Annotated in this window: 17 protein-coding genes; 5 read left to right on the forward strand and 12 right to left on the reverse strand. The window is 47.5% G+C overall.

Translation table 11 applies throughout. From position 1 onward, the window contains the following. Nucleotides 1-43: 43 nt before the first annotated feature. Complete coding sequence (locus H8K36_RS11035) at nt 44-1954, reverse strand: Xaa-Pro dipeptidyl-peptidase (protein ID WP_186916430.1); 1911 nt, start codon at nt 1952-1954, stop codon at nt 44-46. Nucleotides 1955-2295: 341 nt separating this feature from the next. Here H8K36_RS11035 and H8K36_RS11040 point away from each other — a divergent pair, with 341 nt between their 5' ends. Next, complete coding sequence (locus H8K36_RS11040) at nt 2296-4536, forward strand: NHL repeat-containing protein (protein ID WP_186916429.1); 2241 nt, start codon at nt 2296-2298, stop codon at nt 4534-4536. Nucleotides 4537-4678: 142 nt separating this feature from the next. Here H8K36_RS11040 and H8K36_RS11045 read toward each other — a convergent pair whose 3' ends face one another. The 3 genes from H8K36_RS11045 to H8K36_RS11055 all read right to left on the reverse strand — a co-directional run bounded on the left by H8K36_RS11045 (nt 4679) and on the right by H8K36_RS11055 (nt 7802). Beyond that, a complete protein-coding gene (locus tag H8K36_RS11045; RefSeq protein WP_186916428.1) occupies nt 4679-5749 on the reverse strand; it encodes a hypothetical protein in 1071 nt (356 codons plus the stop codon). 480 nt (nt 5750-6229) lie between these two features. Then, nucleotides 6230-6781, reverse strand: a complete 552-nt coding sequence (locus tag H8K36_RS11050; protein ID WP_186916427.1) for a hypothetical protein — start codon at nt 6779-6781, stop codon at nt 6230-6232. Between the two features lie 277 nt (nt 6782-7058). Next, the gene (locus H8K36_RS11055; RefSeq protein WP_186916426.1) at nt 7059-7802 is read right to left on the reverse strand and encodes a hypothetical protein; all 744 of its coding nucleotides are present in this window, start codon (nt 7800-7802) and stop codon (nt 7059-7061) included. Between the two features lie 127 nt (nt 7803-7929). Between H8K36_RS11055 and H8K36_RS11060 the strand changes: the two genes are divergently transcribed. The 4 genes from H8K36_RS11060 (at nt 7930) to H8K36_RS11075 (ending at nt 10439) form a co-directional block, all read left to right on the forward strand. Continuing rightward, entirely contained in the window at nt 7930-8856 is a 927-nt protein-coding gene (locus H8K36_RS11060; protein WP_186916425.1) for a LysR family transcriptional regulator, read from the forward strand. An 80-nt stretch (nt 8857-8936) separates the two neighbouring features. Continuing rightward, nucleotides 8937-9257 (forward strand): hypothetical protein, encoded by a 321-nt coding sequence (locus H8K36_RS11065; protein ID WP_186916424.1) that lies wholly within the window; start codon nt 8937-8939, stop codon nt 9255-9257. Nucleotides 9258-9438: 181 nt separating this feature from the next. After that, on the forward strand, nt 9439-10059 hold the full coding sequence (locus tag H8K36_RS11070) for a hypothetical protein (protein WP_186916423.1): 621 nt from the start codon (nt 9439-9441) through the stop codon (nt 10057-10059). A gap of 185 nt (nt 10060-10244) precedes the next feature. Next, nucleotides 10245-10439, forward strand: a complete 195-nt coding sequence (locus tag H8K36_RS11075) for a hypothetical protein (RefSeq protein ID WP_186916422.1) — start codon at nt 10245-10247, stop codon at nt 10437-10439. A 245-nt stretch (nt 10440-10684) separates the two neighbouring features. Here the strand turns inward: H8K36_RS11075 and H8K36_RS11080 are convergent, their stop codons facing one another. The 8 genes from H8K36_RS11080 to H8K36_RS11115 all read right to left on the reverse strand — a co-directional run bounded on the left by H8K36_RS11080 (nt 10685) and on the right by H8K36_RS11115 (nt 15814). Then, complete coding sequence (locus H8K36_RS11080) at nt 10685-11182, reverse strand: hypothetical protein (RefSeq protein ID WP_186916421.1); 498 nt, start codon at nt 11180-11182, stop codon at nt 10685-10687. Nucleotides 11183-11236: 54 nt separating this feature from the next. Continuing rightward, entirely contained in the window at nt 11237-11752 is a 516-nt protein-coding gene (locus tag H8K36_RS11085; RefSeq protein WP_186916420.1) for a hypothetical protein, read from the reverse strand. Further along, the gene (locus tag H8K36_RS11090) at nt 11716-12507 is read right to left on the reverse strand and encodes a DUF4349 domain-containing protein (RefSeq protein WP_186916419.1); all 792 of its coding nucleotides are present in this window, start codon (nt 12505-12507) and stop codon (nt 11716-11718) included. Before H8K36_RS11090 ends, H8K36_RS11085 begins: the two co-directional genes overlap by 37 nt. 84 nt (nt 12508-12591) lie before the next feature. Then, on the reverse strand, nt 12592-13119 hold the full coding sequence (locus H8K36_RS11095) for an RBBP9/YdeN family alpha/beta hydrolase (RefSeq protein ID WP_186916418.1): 528 nt from the start codon (nt 13117-13119) through the stop codon (nt 12592-12594). A 564-nt stretch (nt 13120-13683) separates the two neighbouring features. Continuing rightward, a complete protein-coding gene (locus tag H8K36_RS11100) occupies nt 13684-14109 on the reverse strand; it encodes a DUF7684 family protein (RefSeq protein WP_186916417.1) in 426 nt (141 codons plus the stop codon). A gap of 102 nt (nt 14110-14211) precedes the next feature. Further along, nucleotides 14212-14643, reverse strand: a complete 432-nt coding sequence (locus tag H8K36_RS11105) for a hypothetical protein (RefSeq protein WP_186916416.1) — start codon at nt 14641-14643, stop codon at nt 14212-14214. A gap of 144 nt (nt 14644-14787) precedes the next feature. Continuing rightward, nucleotides 14788-15291: a hypothetical protein gene (locus tag H8K36_RS11110; protein WP_186916415.1), complete on the reverse strand. Its 504-nt coding sequence runs from the start codon at nt 15289-15291 to the stop codon at nt 14788-14790. Between the two features lie 109 nt (nt 15292-15400). Beyond that, entirely contained in the window at nt 15401-15814 is a 414-nt protein-coding gene (locus tag H8K36_RS11115) for a hypothetical protein (RefSeq protein ID WP_186916414.1), read from the reverse strand. Nucleotides 15815-15919: the final 105 nt, after the last annotated feature.

The raw sequence follows: 15919 nt of genomic DNA on the forward strand, positions 1-15919 counted from the left end.
ATCATTGACCGTACCGGTAAGATGGGTACGGCGAGCCACAGACTTATTCCACAGCCGCCTTCCATGCGGCTTGTCCGCCAACAACAGGAAAGCTTAAGGAGCTCTTCACTAAATCGACTTGTAACTCGGTCCCCGCCTTAGGCCATAAAGTGAAGTCACGGTCGCTCGAAAAAATCATCAAGGCCAAACGTTTACCCGCTGGGATGATGCGATCGCCCGGTTGCAAGTCAAAACGAAGGTCAACAAACTGACCTGGTTTCAATGGCACGCCCGCCGCTTTGGAATCATAGTTCCCACCTTGGGTGAGCGAGGCAAAGTTTTGCGGATCTGCCCAAGCACGCGACACCACGCCCATTTGTCCGGCTGAGCCAACAGCCTTCTGGTCGAATGGCAAGGTCACTAACCAAACCGATAAATTTGCCGCTGGTTTATTGGCTGCCAGTCGAATTTGAATGACTGGCGTACCCGACATATGTAAGGCTTCTTTCAACTCGGGAGTCGCATAAATCAAACGATTAGGAGACTGATCGGCGCTTGCCAAAATACCGCCAGCAAAAGTGACATCGTCGATAACGCGTTCGATCTTCATGGCGCTCGGTTTAGCCATGCTGAGCGCACCCGCACGATTACCACCAGCACCTAAGAAGAGTTGAACTGCACTCGCTTCAGGGTTCGGGAAATCTAAATAAGGCGTTGGCGGCGTACCACGCTCTGCACCTTCGCGCATGATCATCGCGCGTGCATCGTTTTCAACGCCATTGTCGATGCCGTACAAATAATGCGAGAACCAGCGATTACGCATCTCCATCGGTGGCGGGCCACCATGGCCGCCATGATGCAAATACAGTTGCGCAGGCGTGCCTTGCTTCTTCAAGGCTTCGTAGATGCGAATGGAATGTTCAGGCATCACGTTCCAGTCATGTTGGCCATGCGCCAACAAAGTAGCCGCCTTCACACCCTTAATTTTGGTTAAGAGATCGCGCTCAGCCCAAAAATCATTGTAATCACCGCGCAAGCGATCAAAACCCGCCATCATTTTGCCGTCGCGAATGGTTTTATTGCAGTACTCACGCTTCTCTGGTTTGCCGCTATAGATGAAGTCATACAATTGATCGACATCTTCACCCAAATAACCACCTGGGTGGCGAATCAAGCCATTACTGCGATAGTAGTGGTAGTAGGAAGTATTCGGCGCAATCGGAATAATCGCCTCTAAACCTGCTACACCGGTGGTGGCCGCGGCGAGAGGAATCGTGCCATTGTAAGAAGTGCCTGTCATGCCGACTTTGCCGGTAGACCAGCTCGCTTTGACTTCTTCATTGCCATCACGGCTGGTGTAGCCCTTGGCACGACCATTGAGCCAATCGATCACGGCCTTTGGCGCTAATTCTTCAGGTGCGCCACCAACGGTAGGGCAACCTTCCGATAAACCTGTGCCTGGCGCTTCGGAATGCACTACCGCGAAACCGCGTGGCACCCATGTATCGATTTCTGTTCTAGCAATTTCAGGGCGCACAGGAATGTAGGCCGCTTGTTCGTTCACTGGCCGTGGTGGAGGCGTTGCACCGAGTTCATGTTGTACGTCCCACATCTTCTGATTCTTCATGGTGCCTGCAAAGTAAGGCGAAGATTCATAGACCACCGCCACTTTCAAACCTTCGGTATCGGTTTGATACGGACGTGTGACATCCACATGCATGCGGTCACGTTTGCCATCGGCATCGCTGTCAAATTCGGTCTCTACCCACAACTCTTGCTTAATCCACTTCGTCTTATCTTGAAATGCAGGCACGACTTGGGCTTGGCCATTATGGAACTGGGGCGTCGCTGGCTTGACGACTTTACTCTCTGGCGCCTGCGCTGACGCAGCCAAACTAAACGCGGCGCTGATCGCTAGCACTAGGGCCAACGGGCGCGCTATTTGAGTCCATGTCGGAGATTCGAAACGATGCATGCTTGTTTCCTTTAGAGTTGAAGGCGAAAAGACTAAGAGCTTATGTTGACCAGCATTATGCCGATAAGTTTCGATAAAACGACTCTCGTCCTAGGAAAATTTGTGGGCTATTCCAAAATCCCCACGATTCATGCAGAAACCAGCATGGTCGACGCAGATGATTCTGTATAAATAAGACTTACGCAAGATTGCGCTAACGAGGTGACAACAACGACGCTAGGGTCTGTTTTGCGTAAGTCCTATAAAGAAAATGCTTGCACAATTTTTCGTGCTTGATATGCTGCGCGCCTTGGGCGTTTTCGACGCGCTATTGATGAAATGATGTTTTTGGAATAATTGTTATGCGCCTACGTCTTCCCGGCTTAATTCTTGCAACTGTTTGTGCTGCACTCACTGGCGCCACCGTTTGGTATCTCTCACCAACTGAAAACCCAACACCACTCAAACGTATCTTCGCCAAGAAACCGGTGCCGACCACCATGACATGGGAAGCCGACGTCAGCACCTACGCGCACCAATTTTCTGTGGCGACTGCCAATAATGTCGCCCAAGCCAGCGACTGGAGTGATGCCTTTGGTATCGTATTTGACCGTAAAGGCAATACCTATATCGCCGATGCCGGTAACCATAATCGTATTTTGCGCATCAACAAAGAAGGTAAGGTGGAAGTATTTGCCGGTGGAGAAGAAGGCTTTGTTGATAGCCCAGCCGACGCCAAAGATAATCACGGCGCGCGTTTCAATACACCTTCGGCATTGGCTATCGATAGCCATGGCAATCTGTTTGTAGCCGACACCGCTAACCACGCAATTCGCAAAATCACGCCTGAGGGCAAAGTCAGTACCGTGGCGGGTACTGGCGTTGCCGGTTATCGCGATGGTGCCGCCGCACAAGCGCAATTTAATGGACCGATTGGCATCGCCATCAATAAGCAAGGTGAATTAATTGTAGGCGATACCTATAACGATAAAATCCGCGTCATCAAAACCGACGGCCAAGTCATCACACTCGCTGGCGGTGATGGCCCAGGGTATCAAGATGGCGTAGGAAGCAATGCTTTGTTCGATACGCCGACTAATGTCGTCGTCAACAGTAAAAACGAGATCATCGTTGCCGACACACGAAATAACGCGGTGCGTAAAATCACCACCACTGGTGAAGTTAGCACACTCTTGTTCAGTGCTAAAGAAGATCAAAACGCCTTAATGCGCAGACCGATGGGTTTAGCGATTACGCATGACGACTACTTGTATGTCGGTGAGCTATCGCATGGCCGCTTATTACAAATCGCGCCAACAGGAGAAAGCCGTGGCCTGACGGGCGTCGATATCGACATCGTTGCGGGTGACGACACCAGCCCACGCGCACAAAGCCCAGCGGCAATCGCGGTAAGCGCCGACGGTGAATTACTGGTCAGCGATAGTGCAAAAAATCGCGTCCATCGCATCAAAGCGAAAACCGACGCTCCATCGAAGAGTAAGTCAACATTGGTCAACCCTGCAGCAATACTCGTCGAAGCTAAAGCTGAAGCAGGCAATTTGCCTTGGCCTTTACTACCGCAAGACCAGCCGCATGAAGTCGTCGGCACCATTGGCGAAGTGCGCGGCAACTATCAAGGAGAAAGTCGAGATCACTTTCATCGCGGCCTCGATGTGCAAGGCGATATGGGTGAAAGCGTAGTGGCAGTGCGCAATGAAAAAGTCAGCTCACCGACATCAACATGGGCAGCGGGCACGATTAACGAAGGCATGCGCATCAGCAAATTTTCCTACATTCACATGAAGGTCGGGCGCACCCAAAAAGAAGCGGTACTCAACCCGCAGAAGTTCCAGCTGATTAAAGACAGCAGCGGCAAACTGCAACAGGTGCGCGTGCAACGTGGCACACGATTTGCCGTTGGTGAAACGGTAGGTACTATCAATAGCATGTACCACGTTCATCTGAACTATGCGCCAGAAGGCGAAGTCGTGAACCCCTTATCGCTGAAATTTGCTGGCTTCCAAGACAGCGTGGCACCACAGATCAATCACATCGACATCGCCGACAAAGATGGCCGCATCTTGGGCCACGCGCTAAGTAAGGCACATGCACAATCCAAACGCGGCAAGCTCAACAACCTGCCCAGCAAGAACAACACCCACGATCTTGAAGAACCGATTTTGATACCACGCAGCCTTGAAGAAGTCAGCATCATCGTCGACGCCTTCGATCAAGCCGACGGCAATGCCGAACGCCGCCGCTTAGGTTTATACGAGCTCGGCTATCAAGTCTTCAAAAGCGATGGCACACCCTTAGCTGGCTATGAAAACCCACAAGTCACGATACGTTTTAATCTGCTACCCACCGACGAAGAAGCCGTCAAAGTCGCCTACGCAGAAAACAGCGGCATCACCGTACACGGCAGCGCCACCACCCGCTTCTTGTACAACATCAGCAATGAAATCAAGAGCGGCCACGCGGTGATCAAGTATTGGAAGATCAAAGACTTACCAGCTGGCGACTACAAGATACGCGTGTATGCGGCAGACTATGCAGGGAATCGGGCTGGTTTGGGGAATGAGATTGCGGTTAGGGTGGAGTGAAATTTGTCTGTTGACTGGATTGAAGTTGAGTCAACGATTTTCAAGACGACTCCTTTTTATAGTGCATTTAATTTTTGAGCTTTCTCTTTCTAATTGCGTCGCGATCCTGCCAAGAATTAAAAAAGTGTAGTCAAAACACCCGCTAATCGTAGCTGAGAAATTCAGAACCTGAAAATGCATTAACGAACGCGAGATCGTAAATCGGGTAAGAATTTGTCAAGCCAAGCGCCTTTATCACGACCGCTCGGCTGTGTTCATTATCTATGAGCAGGACATCAGATCGACCTCTGACTTTCGCATCAAACGTGCGACAACGCCCCGAATTACAAACGTAAATAATATTTTTCTCTGATTCCTTAACAGGAACTAAGATGAGTCCATCCGCGCACGATATTTCTTTCGACAAAACAAAACGAGCTGACATTTGATCAAAAGGCAGGTTCCTTTTCCCTTTGAATACAAAGCTGATGGGATCGAAAACAAAATAGCTCATCTGTGGTCTACCGGCGTTTGGGCCTTTGGTCGTCCGCAATACAAAGATGAGATCATTATTTTCTCGTTTAACCGTAAAGATAGGGCTTGAATGCGTATCCATTGAGGGGCCCGAATTCTGGTTCACTTCATCTGAGTTCGCTAAAGAGAGCAACTCGGACTTCGTTTTTTCCGGAAACCTGCCAACGGCTTCGTCGTCTACGCTGAATAACCGGCCACAGAAATATAACTTTGTTCCCAAGCGAACAACATCAACACCCCAGAAGGCTCTTTCACATTCGTAGGAGTGTGCCTTGCTACTATTTTTGTTTATGACTGTCGCCAAATGGTTCTTTAACGCAATTGAAAAATCAGGATCCGCATAAATGATGTCATTCAATTCGCCAGCAAAAGATACGTCTATTTTTCTGTCTATATTCTTGTGATCTAGCGTTATAAGTTTATTGAAATCTTCCGTCTTATATTCTGTATGTGAGTTATGAGGATCAAAGAAATTGAATTTTTCTGGATGTTCTATCACTCGGGTTCGTTGCATTTGTATGTTTAGGCTATTTCCAAAAAGTCGCGCACTTGAAAAATCAAAGTAAACGTTTTCATGCTTTCTATCGTTTTTTTCGATAGGATTTTTTTTAGTTGTATCGCAGCCGGTTAAAATGAATAAAGCAACAACCGCAGAAAGAAGCGAGTAGAGATATCTAGGGCTTCGTACTAATCTACACATTGAACATTCCCACAAAAAAATAAACGCTCGAACACGATTACCATCGACAACATTCTCCCATAACTTTCCAAGTCCATCGGCTAAAGCCCGAAGATACGATTAGCAAAGCGTAATCGCACATTCTTTGAGGTCTACCGCATGAGTTAAGAAACGTCATGTGCGTAGGATTCAAGGCGACCACAATTTTTACAACGATACGTGACTACAGGCATTTTCTTACTTCCGGATTTAACGACAGACGTACGCCAGAACGAAGTATTGGGATCTCCACTTGCCCATGTGGCCTGACTGGCAAGGTCATAGTCACCCTTATCGATTACGAAGCCTTTTTCAAGTTCCCCGTCACATCTAATGCATCTTTCCATATTTACCTCAATCTATGTGGAGCGTTTTAACGCCGAAATGACGAGATCGCCATGACGGTCATAATTTTGAGTGAAATAGTCTTTGGCGATTCTCTGTCGATTGACCTGTTAAGCCTCATGCGGATCTCGCCTCAAGAAATTCGTTTGCGAATACTTCTAAGGATGCTTTGGCAGCAGTACCCAAGAACACTCCAGATGTGCAACGCCCCACCTTCCTACCCGCTGATCCAACTGGATGCCAGACGCGGAAAAATCCCAATGGGCTACAAAAATTAGAGGGAAATGAATGTAAGACTGCAAGATTCCCGCCTGGAGGAAGGCCTACCACCGCATTTGATCCATCAGGTAATTCGATGGCGGTGGTAACATGAAAAATGAAATACGTTCCATGTCCTTGTATGTTGATTGGTAGCCATTCAATTTCGGGAAATTCCGTCATTTTATTTTTTAGCGAAGCCGAAAAAGCGAGCGCATTTGGGTTGAACAAAATGGGTGTTGCAGGCTGATCAGCAATATGAAGCTTCAAATTGGGCATGGTCCATTGCTCAATTAGCGACAACGGACTACGCAATCGCGGATCATCCCAAAGACGCGTGTCATTGTCGAACCAAGCAGGCGCGAAAGAACCGTCAGTATTCGAGCGGATTGATAGTTTGAAAGCGGCCATAGACGAGGCTTAACTGGTTCTAAAGGGAAAGAAACCGAAGTTAACACAAACATGTAAATTGAGCAACGCAGTTTCAAGCTGTTTGTAAGCTCTACTCTGATTGGGCGAATTTTGTTGAACTGCACAAACATACAGTTCAACATCGGGAACTTCGCATGAGCGTTTCCCCCACCCAATCCAAACCACGATGCCTGATCAATAGCCGTCTACTAGACTCCACAGAACTTACACTGATGAATTTGATAGGGTGAGTACACGAACAAATTCGAATACAAGATTATTTCAAATCCTCAGTTTCGAAATACAAAACCACACCAGGGCTGCGATGGGTATTCTTCGCACTCAACAGGGGTTTCTTCAAGCTTGATGCTTCGGGAAACGCGAGGTTAGTTGTGGGAAGCTTGATGATGTTGGGTAAGTTCGGCTTGACGAATTCATTCAGTTTAAAAATCACATCAAAATCCGGGCGTCGATCAATTTCTTTGACGAGGAATCTTTCCTTGCCTTGTCCAATCACATGATATTGCCCTTGCGTTTCGGTTTTGTTTTCCATCTTGAGGGGTCTAAACATCATCACCTTGTCGACGATGACAGTCTGGCCGAGATAGCGTTGTTGACCGCCACGTTCGAAATGGCCTTCGAAGAAATCCGCGCTGAACTTTGTTAGCGGCGTAGCGGGAGCAGACGAGAGTCTTTGTAAGTCAAAGTCTTCTGGGTCTAAGGACCAAAACTGTGATTTGTTTATTAGCGCTTGCGCTAATTCATCATGCACTTTGGTGTCAGCCAAATGAAATTGGACTACCACTTGAAGGTCATGCGGCGCATGGAACATCGGCATGTGGGAAGCAAACAAAGCTGGTTTACCGCCAAACACGACCATGCCATGTTTGCCCCAGCTTTTTGCAGTTGCGTGCGCTGGCGCTGGTACTGCCGTAGATTGCTGCGCCTCGCTGATGCAAGACAAGCTAAGAAGTAGTATGAGGCATATCGCTCTTGCTACTGAGAAAAGAGTTGTGTTCATGTGTACATCGCCTAGCTTTAAAGTCACTGCATCGAAATAATGCAGCATGATATTCCGTTTGCTGTCGACCAAAAAGCAACTTAAAATCCATAGCTGTGCACTTATTGGAATCAGGCAAAAGGGAGAAATGATGGAAATCGGCGACTTACGGGCATTTCTTGTTATTGCGCGTCATGCCAATATTCGTTCTGCGTCTGCAGAGTTATTCCAAAGTCCCTCTGCACTTTCTAAGGCCATGAAACGGCTTGAGGTCTCTCTTAACACGCCGCTGTTCGACCGTATTGGCAGGAGCTTACGACTGAATCCCGAAGGGGAAGCCTTGCTGCGACGAGCCGAACAACTAGTGAGTTTAGCGAACCAAACCGAAGCCGAATTTCGGGGTGAAGCTCAGCAGATTCATTGTCGCATTGTCGGGCCGGCCATTTTGCAGTGGCATTCGGGCGCGCATTTATCCACTATGTTGCAAACCCAATTCCCGGGTAGCGGTATTGCCTTCAGCTCGCAATTCGAAGATGCCGCCATCAACGCGCTCAACAAAGGTGCTGCCGACTTCGCTCTCGTTACACAGGCGGCGATTAGCAATAGTTTGGCCTACGGATTAGAAGCCATTTCACTCGGTAGCTTTACGATGAAGTTATGCGCGAGCAGCGCCCATCCTTTATCAGCGCATCTCAGCGTACAAGGTCGCAAGAAGAAATCGATCAAGCTCAAGATGAACGATGTACTAGCTTACGACTTTGCCAGCCCAGATCGTTCCTTATTTTGCGGCATCGATCGCGGCGTGCGTTCAGACGGATGGAAAGACCAGCAAGCACCAAGAAAAATTCGCTTTTGGGTCGAAGATTTACAACTACTCTTGAGCCTAGTACAGCGCGGCCAAGCATTGGCTTATTTGCCCGACTTCGCGCTAAGCGATCCGAATTTGTTTGCGATTGACATTCGATCAAACAATAAAGAATCGAATCAAGATTGCCTTGAACAATGTTGGCTGGTATGGCGCCCGGCAGTGGCGAGTGGGTGGCAGAAACGTTTTGTTGACCGACTAGGGCGTTGATGAAATTGGAAATTCGGCCACCAAATAGATAGTCGCTCTGAAGCGGCTCGGAAGAAACGACATTAAACAACGATCAAACTATGGAATCTAGCGACATCACGATCTACTTCACTTTGCTTCTCAACTTCGCATTGGCATCTGCATGCGCGCTGTATTTTCGGCGTGCGGTGTTACATCAAAGACTAGAGGAAGCGAGCGCCAAAAGGAGATTCACTTGGCTTTGCATCGCCAGTAGTCTCTTTTCGGGAATCGCTGTTTTCTTTACGGTTCTAGTGGTCTTTAATGTGGGTACAGGCCATGGCACGCTACTCATCATCGGCCCCGTGCTTCACTTACTGCTGTGTGTTGTGCTGGTACTGCTTGGGCGGATTTTGGTGGGGTGGGAGGCGATGTCTTGGTAGCACCTATTTAACCCAAAAAAAGAATTGCCACAAACAGCACGTGACCATGGACTTTACTTGGAATTAGTTAGTATTCTCTAATTTCGCGATAACATTGCTGCTTATTCAATTATCTGTGCAAGAATGACCAAATCGAGTTTTCTTCTATTTTGCAACTCCAACTCAATTGGAAAGGAAATGCATGGATCGTCGTCAGTTTGTAACCCGCACTTTAGGAATCGCTTCGACAATTGCACTGACTGGTTGTGCCACTGATTCATTAAAGGCAGTCTATGAAGACACCAATGAGAAAATTACTTCGGTCTTGATTTCTCAGGACGCAAAAAAATTAGTCGTGATCGGTGCCAAATATCACTATGTCTTCGACAATGTTTCTGCGCTGAGCGCTGTCTTAAACTCTTCATTCAGACCAAAACTTAATGGTGATTTTGAGAGTTTCGAAGTCGATCGAAATAATCACATCACAGGTGGATATCGTCTCACAATTTCTAGCCCCCTGAGCGATGAGCAAACAGCCGAAGCGATCAAACTAGGTTTCGCATTAAGGGATAACAGCTATGTCTTCAAAGGAAGAGTAGCCGGCACGCGTTTCTCACGTAACGAAATCAAGATCCCGGGAAACGACTCAAAACTAAATCGAGAATATGCAATTCAAATTCGTGAACACGTGGGGTTTCGTCAGCCGGAACCCAGTCCTTTGACGCAACTTGCTTCTGGCGCTGTTTTGATCGTTGCGATTCCCTTATTCTTCATCATGTATATTTTTGGTGCCTGCATACCTTGCATGAAGCGTAACGGATAACAGTTATCTATTTTCTCACCCGATATCAGATTCGATGTGATTATTTGCAATTGCAATACATTGTACACACGCAGGGCAAGTGCAATTAAATTGATAAAGCCGCGGATTTTCCTCTCGTTACCCACGCGGCGGTCAGCAATATTTTAGCCTTCGGGCTAGAAGCCATTTCACTCGGTAGGTTCGCAATGAAGTTATGCGCCAGCACCGCCCATCCTTTATCAGCGCATCTCAGCGTACAAAGTCGTAAGAAGAATTCGATCAAGCTCAAGATGAACGATGTACTAGCTTACGATTTTGCCAGCCCAGATCGTTCCTTATTTTGCGGCATCGATCGCGGCGTGCGTTCAGACGGATGGAAAGACCAGCAAGTACCAAGATAAATTCGCTTTTGGGTCGAAGATTTACAACTACTCTTGAGCCTAGTACAGCGCGGCCAAGCATTGGCTTATTTGCCCGACTTCGCGCTAAGCGATCCGAATTTGTTTGCGATTGACATTCGATCAAACAATAAAGAATCGAATCAAGATTGCCTTGAACAATGTTGGCTGGTATGGCGCCCGGCTGTAGCGAGTGGGTGGCAGAAACGTTTTGTTGATCGACTGCATCGTTCATGAATTTGGCGATCTCAAAAGCTTCGAACCCAACGCACCGTAATGCTCTCCGTGCCTTCTTCGTACTTTTGCTCGACCTCAAATACATCGTAGCTCTTATGGACAATGGAAAAAGAGCTTGTTGTGCCGTCGACGCGTCTCTCGAACTGACCTCGAGCAGTTGCTTTTCTCAAGTCTGCGGCATCTATGTGCTCCCAAAACTCAGAAGCGATTCGATTTGCCATCTGAAATACCACTGATTTCTTCGAGGCAAACTTTTGCTTCTTACTAGCAGTAATGGCAAACCCAAGGTGACTGCAACCACCGTAGACCAATAACCACCGAGTACGGTCTCGCCCTACCCAAGATACCTCCCTCTCTTCGGCATTGACTCGCGCATCTGGCTTGGTCGCGGCGATGGTCTGTAGCTTCTCAAGTTGGTTGGCTTGATCGTACAAGCAATCTTCACTGGCAGCGTGTGCCGTGATGGGAAGCGAAAACATTAACGCTAACAATACAAAGAATTTGATCATAAAAGTTAGAACACTGGTTACAAGACAGCAAAGCGCTGTAAAACTAAGGGCTGCCTAAACACTCTTCACCACTTTAAAGAAACTGGGTTCAATTTCGACAGAGAATGGTTCGGCCATTTCAACTTGTCGACTCATCCTCAATATTCCACTTTTTTTAATTTTGTAGGGGATATATATAAAGCGAGAGAAACCCTCACTCTCCAATTGGACACGCACACCATCGGGATAGTTTGGGGCGTAGTGCGAGGGAATATTAACGTCTGCAACTAGCGCTGCGCCCAAGATTTCGCCTTTTTGAGCACTAGAGCTAAACGCTTCAGCCAACAAAAGAAATATCTCTTGAGGTTTTGGATGTTCCTCACCGTTGTCACCCCCTACTGCACAAACCTTTCCATCGGTCGATAAGGTCCCGCCAAAGGGATAGAATTCACCGGACTTTTCTAGCATCGTGCGCGAAAAATCAATGCAGTGAAGCAGTAACGCGTGTAATTGTTCAGGTGTAGCAGCCATAGTGTAGATAAATTTGAGTTGCGTTAGGCCTTGTTTTTCGGTCCCTTTAAGCGCCGCCAAACAATCCGGCTTACCCAAATAAACATGAGAATAAAAAATATCCAAGGAAGGAGATAGGCAATTCCTGTGATGGCAATCGACACGCCCTGAGATAGATTATTGCCAAAGTCTGACATGGAAATTGAAATGGGATGCCAAAACCCTTGATTTTGAACAGAGCCAATGGAAACGGTGAGAATCTGTGTTTCTACACGCTGCATCAATTGTGCATTCTTTCCTGTCGCCGCTTCAAGTTCGGTTTGCACTTGCGACAGCTCTCTATTTATTTTGATTAAAGCGTCGACATCGTTGTTTGCGCGATTACGTAAAGCTTCAAGTTTTGACCTGTAGTCATTCAACATTGTCAGTTTCTTCGCGGTGTCTTCGATAGGCGCAGCTAGATCTTCTGCAGTCGTCGATTGATTTGTGATTTTCGCTTGTTTGCTCAGAGATCCGATAAGTTTGTGAATGCCCGTCGGTTTGGCGCGAAACTTTAACGACGCAGACGATGAACGTCCAGTTTCGATTCGCGATTCTAAAACGGTGCAGAAATCGCCAGACGCCTCACGACAAACTGCCTGCGCTGCCTCGAAAATTTCCCGGATCTTATGCTCGTCGGTGTCTAACTGTATGTGGTGTTGGTATGCCAAGTAGCGAGCAGCGTTGTTTGCAGAGTTAGCCATTGATTGCCCTGAAGTGGCAACTCCAGTCTCCACGTTCTTGGAGCAGCCTACCACCGCGGACAATATAAATAAAACCACCAAAAACCGTTTCATGTGTTCTCCAAAAATACTAAAGTTTGGGCGCATAGGCGCCGCGTAACAGCATCGTAGGCGTGATAGGCAGCCAAGACACAATTTCTATCGACTTAGTTGTTCAAGTAATTTGAAACCATCACTCCAAGCTCCAAATCCACTACTGATGTTTATATGGCCAGCATCACCGATATTTACCAACTTACTTCCCCAGTTCGAGGCACACTGCTCTGAAAATTCAATTGAACTATACGGATCATTCGTGCTTGCGACAACCATGCTTGGAAAGTTAAACTTTGTGATCGGCAAAGGTGAAAAACCGACAGCCGCATCAGGAAAATGACTGCCATCAGGATTTGGCGGCGCAACGAGAAATGCCGCTTTTATTTTTGTATGGCGCGCTGAAGCCCAATGCGCAATCGTGATACAGGCTAAACTGTGCGCTACGATTACTGCAGAATCACCAGCTTCTATTACGGTATCTTCCAGCACATCAACCCATTCACTGCAGACTGGATAATTCCAGTCACGTTGAGGAACACGAACGGCATCAATACCACTTTTTTCCCATAACGATTGCCAGTGCTCCGGGCCTGAATTACCAATGCCTGGAAAAATAATGAATTTTGACATCGTTTCCCCTTAAGATGCAGATAACGCTGAATAGAAATACGTTCGCAGTCCGATAGATTTTGATAGCTCGGCTATTCGCGAGTCATTATCGAAAGTCATGTTAGACATCTTACTCAATTGTTTGCGCATGCCCACAGTTCTCATGAAAAACAAAGTACTGTTTTGCCCGCAAGAGGTGTGGCGTATTCTCAAACCACCAACTTGCGGCTTCTGGTGCCGATTTCGACAAAAGATCGATTGCCACCTTTGATTCAACAAGGAATCCAGTTTCTCGTTTTAGTTTTCCACTGAATAGAGCTACCAAACATTCCCAAAAGCCAAGTGGCCCAGCTAGCAATCCTGTGGTTCGAAACTCCAAAGGTTTTGTCGTCGATTGAACCAGTGGAATTGACAATCCAACCCACTTCTCACGCACCCACAAAGGGGCTTCCCCTGGAGGTACTTCCGTTATCACTAACTTTAATGTTGATACCATCTTTATATGTCTAATGTAAAGGTGAGGGGCGACAGGCCAGCTCCGCCGACACAGCGTCCCAGCAGCGAAGCCGCGCCTCGACATTATGGTTATGCATCGGCGTATACCTTCAAGAGGCTTTCTTCCCTGCTCTGGGAAGAAATGTGGACTAGCACCGTGCGCTCCAGTTGAACCGTTGGGTGGCGCGCGGAGTTCTTGGCGAACCAGAAGACTTCCTCAAGAAGCTCGTGTTCATGCCATGTGGTCATCACGAACTTGTCGTCTGGTGCTTCCGCTGGAAGGAATTGATCAATGTTCGCGAAATCTACTGAGTCGTCCCAAGAGCTGCAATTTGTCCCCCACGCCATCATGTAGAGGCAACCCGAGCGAACCAACCAATCGCTAGCAGAGGCTTGCCATTCCGTTGAAACAGGGGCTTCCACGATCACAACCGCGCGATAGGGCGGTGCGGAGCCAACCGCTGGCAACGAAACTCCCGGCTCAAGCCTGATGTACTCGGCGGTGGATTCAATCATGATGCATAACGCTGAGGCGTCGGGATCGCCGCCATCAGAAAATTAATAAACAAAGAAATCACCATTGGCGATTCCATGAAGACCGTCGTGTTAGTTTTGTATTTACCATACCTTCCACCATGGTTTTTTAGTATTCACTCCAACCGAGACGGGAGGTTGTTCATCAACTGCATTCCCGTCAACACCGTACAACTCACCTTCATCTCCTTGAACCTTTGCAGAGAGTGCTTTGGCAATCGACCACATTTTTTTCAGAATTTCAATGTCTGGATTCTTTACAACTATGTTTCCTCTTCGAAAATCAAACCATGCCATATTTCCATTTTCTTGATGTCCCGAATAGCCAAGCCAAACGGACAATCCTGCACTTTCGACTCGCAAAGTATCGCCCGAATTGCTCATTGCTTCAGCAAATCTGTCAAGACGCATTTCAGCATCGCCAGTTACATAAGCAATCCATTCCGCGAGCTCGATTTCTGATCCTTCGTCGTCGAACCACAGATTTTTTCTGGTGATATGAATGTCGTAGCCCATAAGTCCTCTGAAAGCTAATGTTGAGCTGAACGGAACAGCGCACGACGCACGCCGACCGAAGCGCTGGTAATTGAAAAAACGAGAACGTCGGAACGTGACTAAGCGCTGTATCCGTCTCGGGCGTCATGTTAAAACTATTGCCCGTTACACGGGTGCATTAGCTTGGTCAGGGAAGACCTTTCTTGCGACAAACCAAGGCTTCATTACCAAAAAAAATCCTATTAGCGATTGAGCGAGCGGAGCAATCATAGAAAACATTCGATCTGGAGTTAAATACGTCCCCATTCCATAATCATTTCGGGTGTAAATCAAAATAGTTATATGAGTCATGATTTGCGGCGATGCAGTTACAATCACCCAGATCCCGATAATCGCAGACGCGGCAGCGACAATTTCTCGTACTGGCAATTTGAGTTTATTATCATCATAAGTTCGCGGCACAAGTTTGTGCGCTATGAACATTGGAAAAAACCATAAAATGGCGGAGCAAACTAACGGCAGCATCGGTAATACATAAATTAAATGTCCTCCTTCGCCCTTTAACTGCTCACGCATCGCTGAAGCAATCATCAACATTTGAAACGCGATCAAAATAAGCCAGATTGAAAAAAGACGAGCTGCTAGTCCTACAATTTGTTGTGGAGTCATAAAGTTTTAACGTTTGAGTTAACCGGCGTGCGCCAGAGTGGCGGAGCCGGGCAAGAATGAAATGATGCCCGGCGCAGCCACGCCGAAGCACGTCCGGTTGAACGATGGGTTAGGTCGCATTTTTTGCCCTCTGACCCCATTCGTTCCAGTAATTCTCACTAGCGGCAATTAGTTCATCGCGAGTGACAGTTCGACCAGATGGCAAAAGTACGCGCATTGACTCGTACTCTAGTTCTAGAACGCCCATCGAGCAATCCAGCACAAGCGGTTGCTCGGAAGAAACGTAAAGTAGATCAATTTCCCTAGCCTGGATTTCTGAGAGCTCCTCGGTCGGGGGATTGTCGTATTCGCTGTATCTGAACTTTGTGCAGCAACCTAGCTCAATGATGAAGTAATCGCCAGATTCGTCAAATTGATTGCGGAGATACTCAATCTGGATGCGCAGTACCAAATCGCCTGGAACGGTGCCGTCTATCCGAACAAGAATGCCATCGTGGAATACACCCCAGACGTCGTGTTTCATGTGTGACCTAACTTGTTTTAAAGTGAAAGAAACCGAAGTTAACACAAGCATGCAAATTTAGCAACGCCGTTTCAACCGGCTCGCAAGCCTTACATGGCTTAGGTC

Source organism: Affinundibacterium nitidum, assembly GCF_014284155.1.
Classification (GTDB): domain Bacteria; phylum Pseudomonadota; class Gammaproteobacteria; order Burkholderiales; family Burkholderiaceae_D; genus Undibacterium; species Undibacterium nitidum.

Bases quoted from the DNA above. Each gene is read 5' to 3' on its own strand.
- H8K36_RS11080 (WP_186916421.1), bottom strand. From the start codon at position 11,182: ATGATCAAATTCTTTGTATTGTTAGCGTTAATGTTTTCGCTTCCCATC.
- H8K36_RS11090 (WP_186916419.1), bottom strand. From the start codon at position 12,507: ATGAAACGGTTTTTGGTGGTTTTATTTATATTGTCCGCGGTGGTAGGC.
- H8K36_RS11060 (WP_186916425.1), top strand. From the start codon at position 7,930: ATGATGGAAATCGGCGACTTACGGGCATTTCTTGTTATTGCGCGTCAT.
- H8K36_RS11075 (WP_186916422.1), top strand. From the start codon at position 10,245: ATGAAGTTATGCGCCAGCACCGCCCATCCTTTATCAGCGCATCTCAGC.
- H8K36_RS11070 (WP_186916423.1), top strand. From the start codon at position 9,439: ATGGATCGTCGTCAGTTTGTAACCCGCACTTTAGGAATCGCTTCGACA.
- H8K36_RS11050 (WP_186916427.1), bottom strand. From the start codon at position 6,781: ATGGCCGCTTTCAAACTATCAATCCGCTCGAATACTGACGGTTCTTTC.
- H8K36_RS11045 (WP_186916428.1), bottom strand. From the start codon at position 5,749: ATGTGTAGATTAGTACGAAGCCCTAGATATCTCTACTCGCTTCTTTCT.
- H8K36_RS11095 (WP_186916418.1), bottom strand. From the start codon at position 13,119: ATGTCAAAATTCATTATTTTTCCAGGCATTGGTAATTCAGGCCCGGAG.
- H8K36_RS11065 (WP_186916424.1), top strand. From the start codon at position 8,937: ATGGAATCTAGCGACATCACGATCTACTTCACTTTGCTTCTCAACTTC.
- H8K36_RS11055 (WP_186916426.1), bottom strand. From the start codon at position 7,802: ATGAACACAACTCTTTTCTCAGTAGCAAGAGCGATATGCCTCATACTA.
- H8K36_RS11105 (WP_186916416.1), bottom strand. From the start codon at position 14,643: ATGGGCTACGACATTCATATCACCAGAAAAAATCTGTGGTTCGACGAC.
- H8K36_RS11115 (WP_186916414.1), bottom strand. From the start codon at position 15,814: ATGAAACACGACGTCTGGGGTGTATTCCACGATGGCATTCTTGTTCGG.
- H8K36_RS11035 (WP_186916430.1), bottom strand. From the start codon at position 1,954: ATGCATCGTTTCGAATCTCCGACATGGACTCAAATAGCGCGCCCGTTG.
- H8K36_RS11110 (WP_186916415.1), bottom strand. From the start codon at position 15,291: ATGACTCCACAACAAATTGTAGGACTAGCAGCTCGTCTTTTTTCAATC.
- H8K36_RS11040 (WP_186916429.1), top strand. From the start codon at position 2,296: ATGCGCCTACGTCTTCCCGGCTTAATTCTTGCAACTGTTTGTGCTGCA.
- H8K36_RS11100 (WP_186916417.1), bottom strand. From the start codon at position 14,109: ATGATTGAATCCACCGCCGAGTACATCAGGCTTGAGCCGGGAGTTTCG.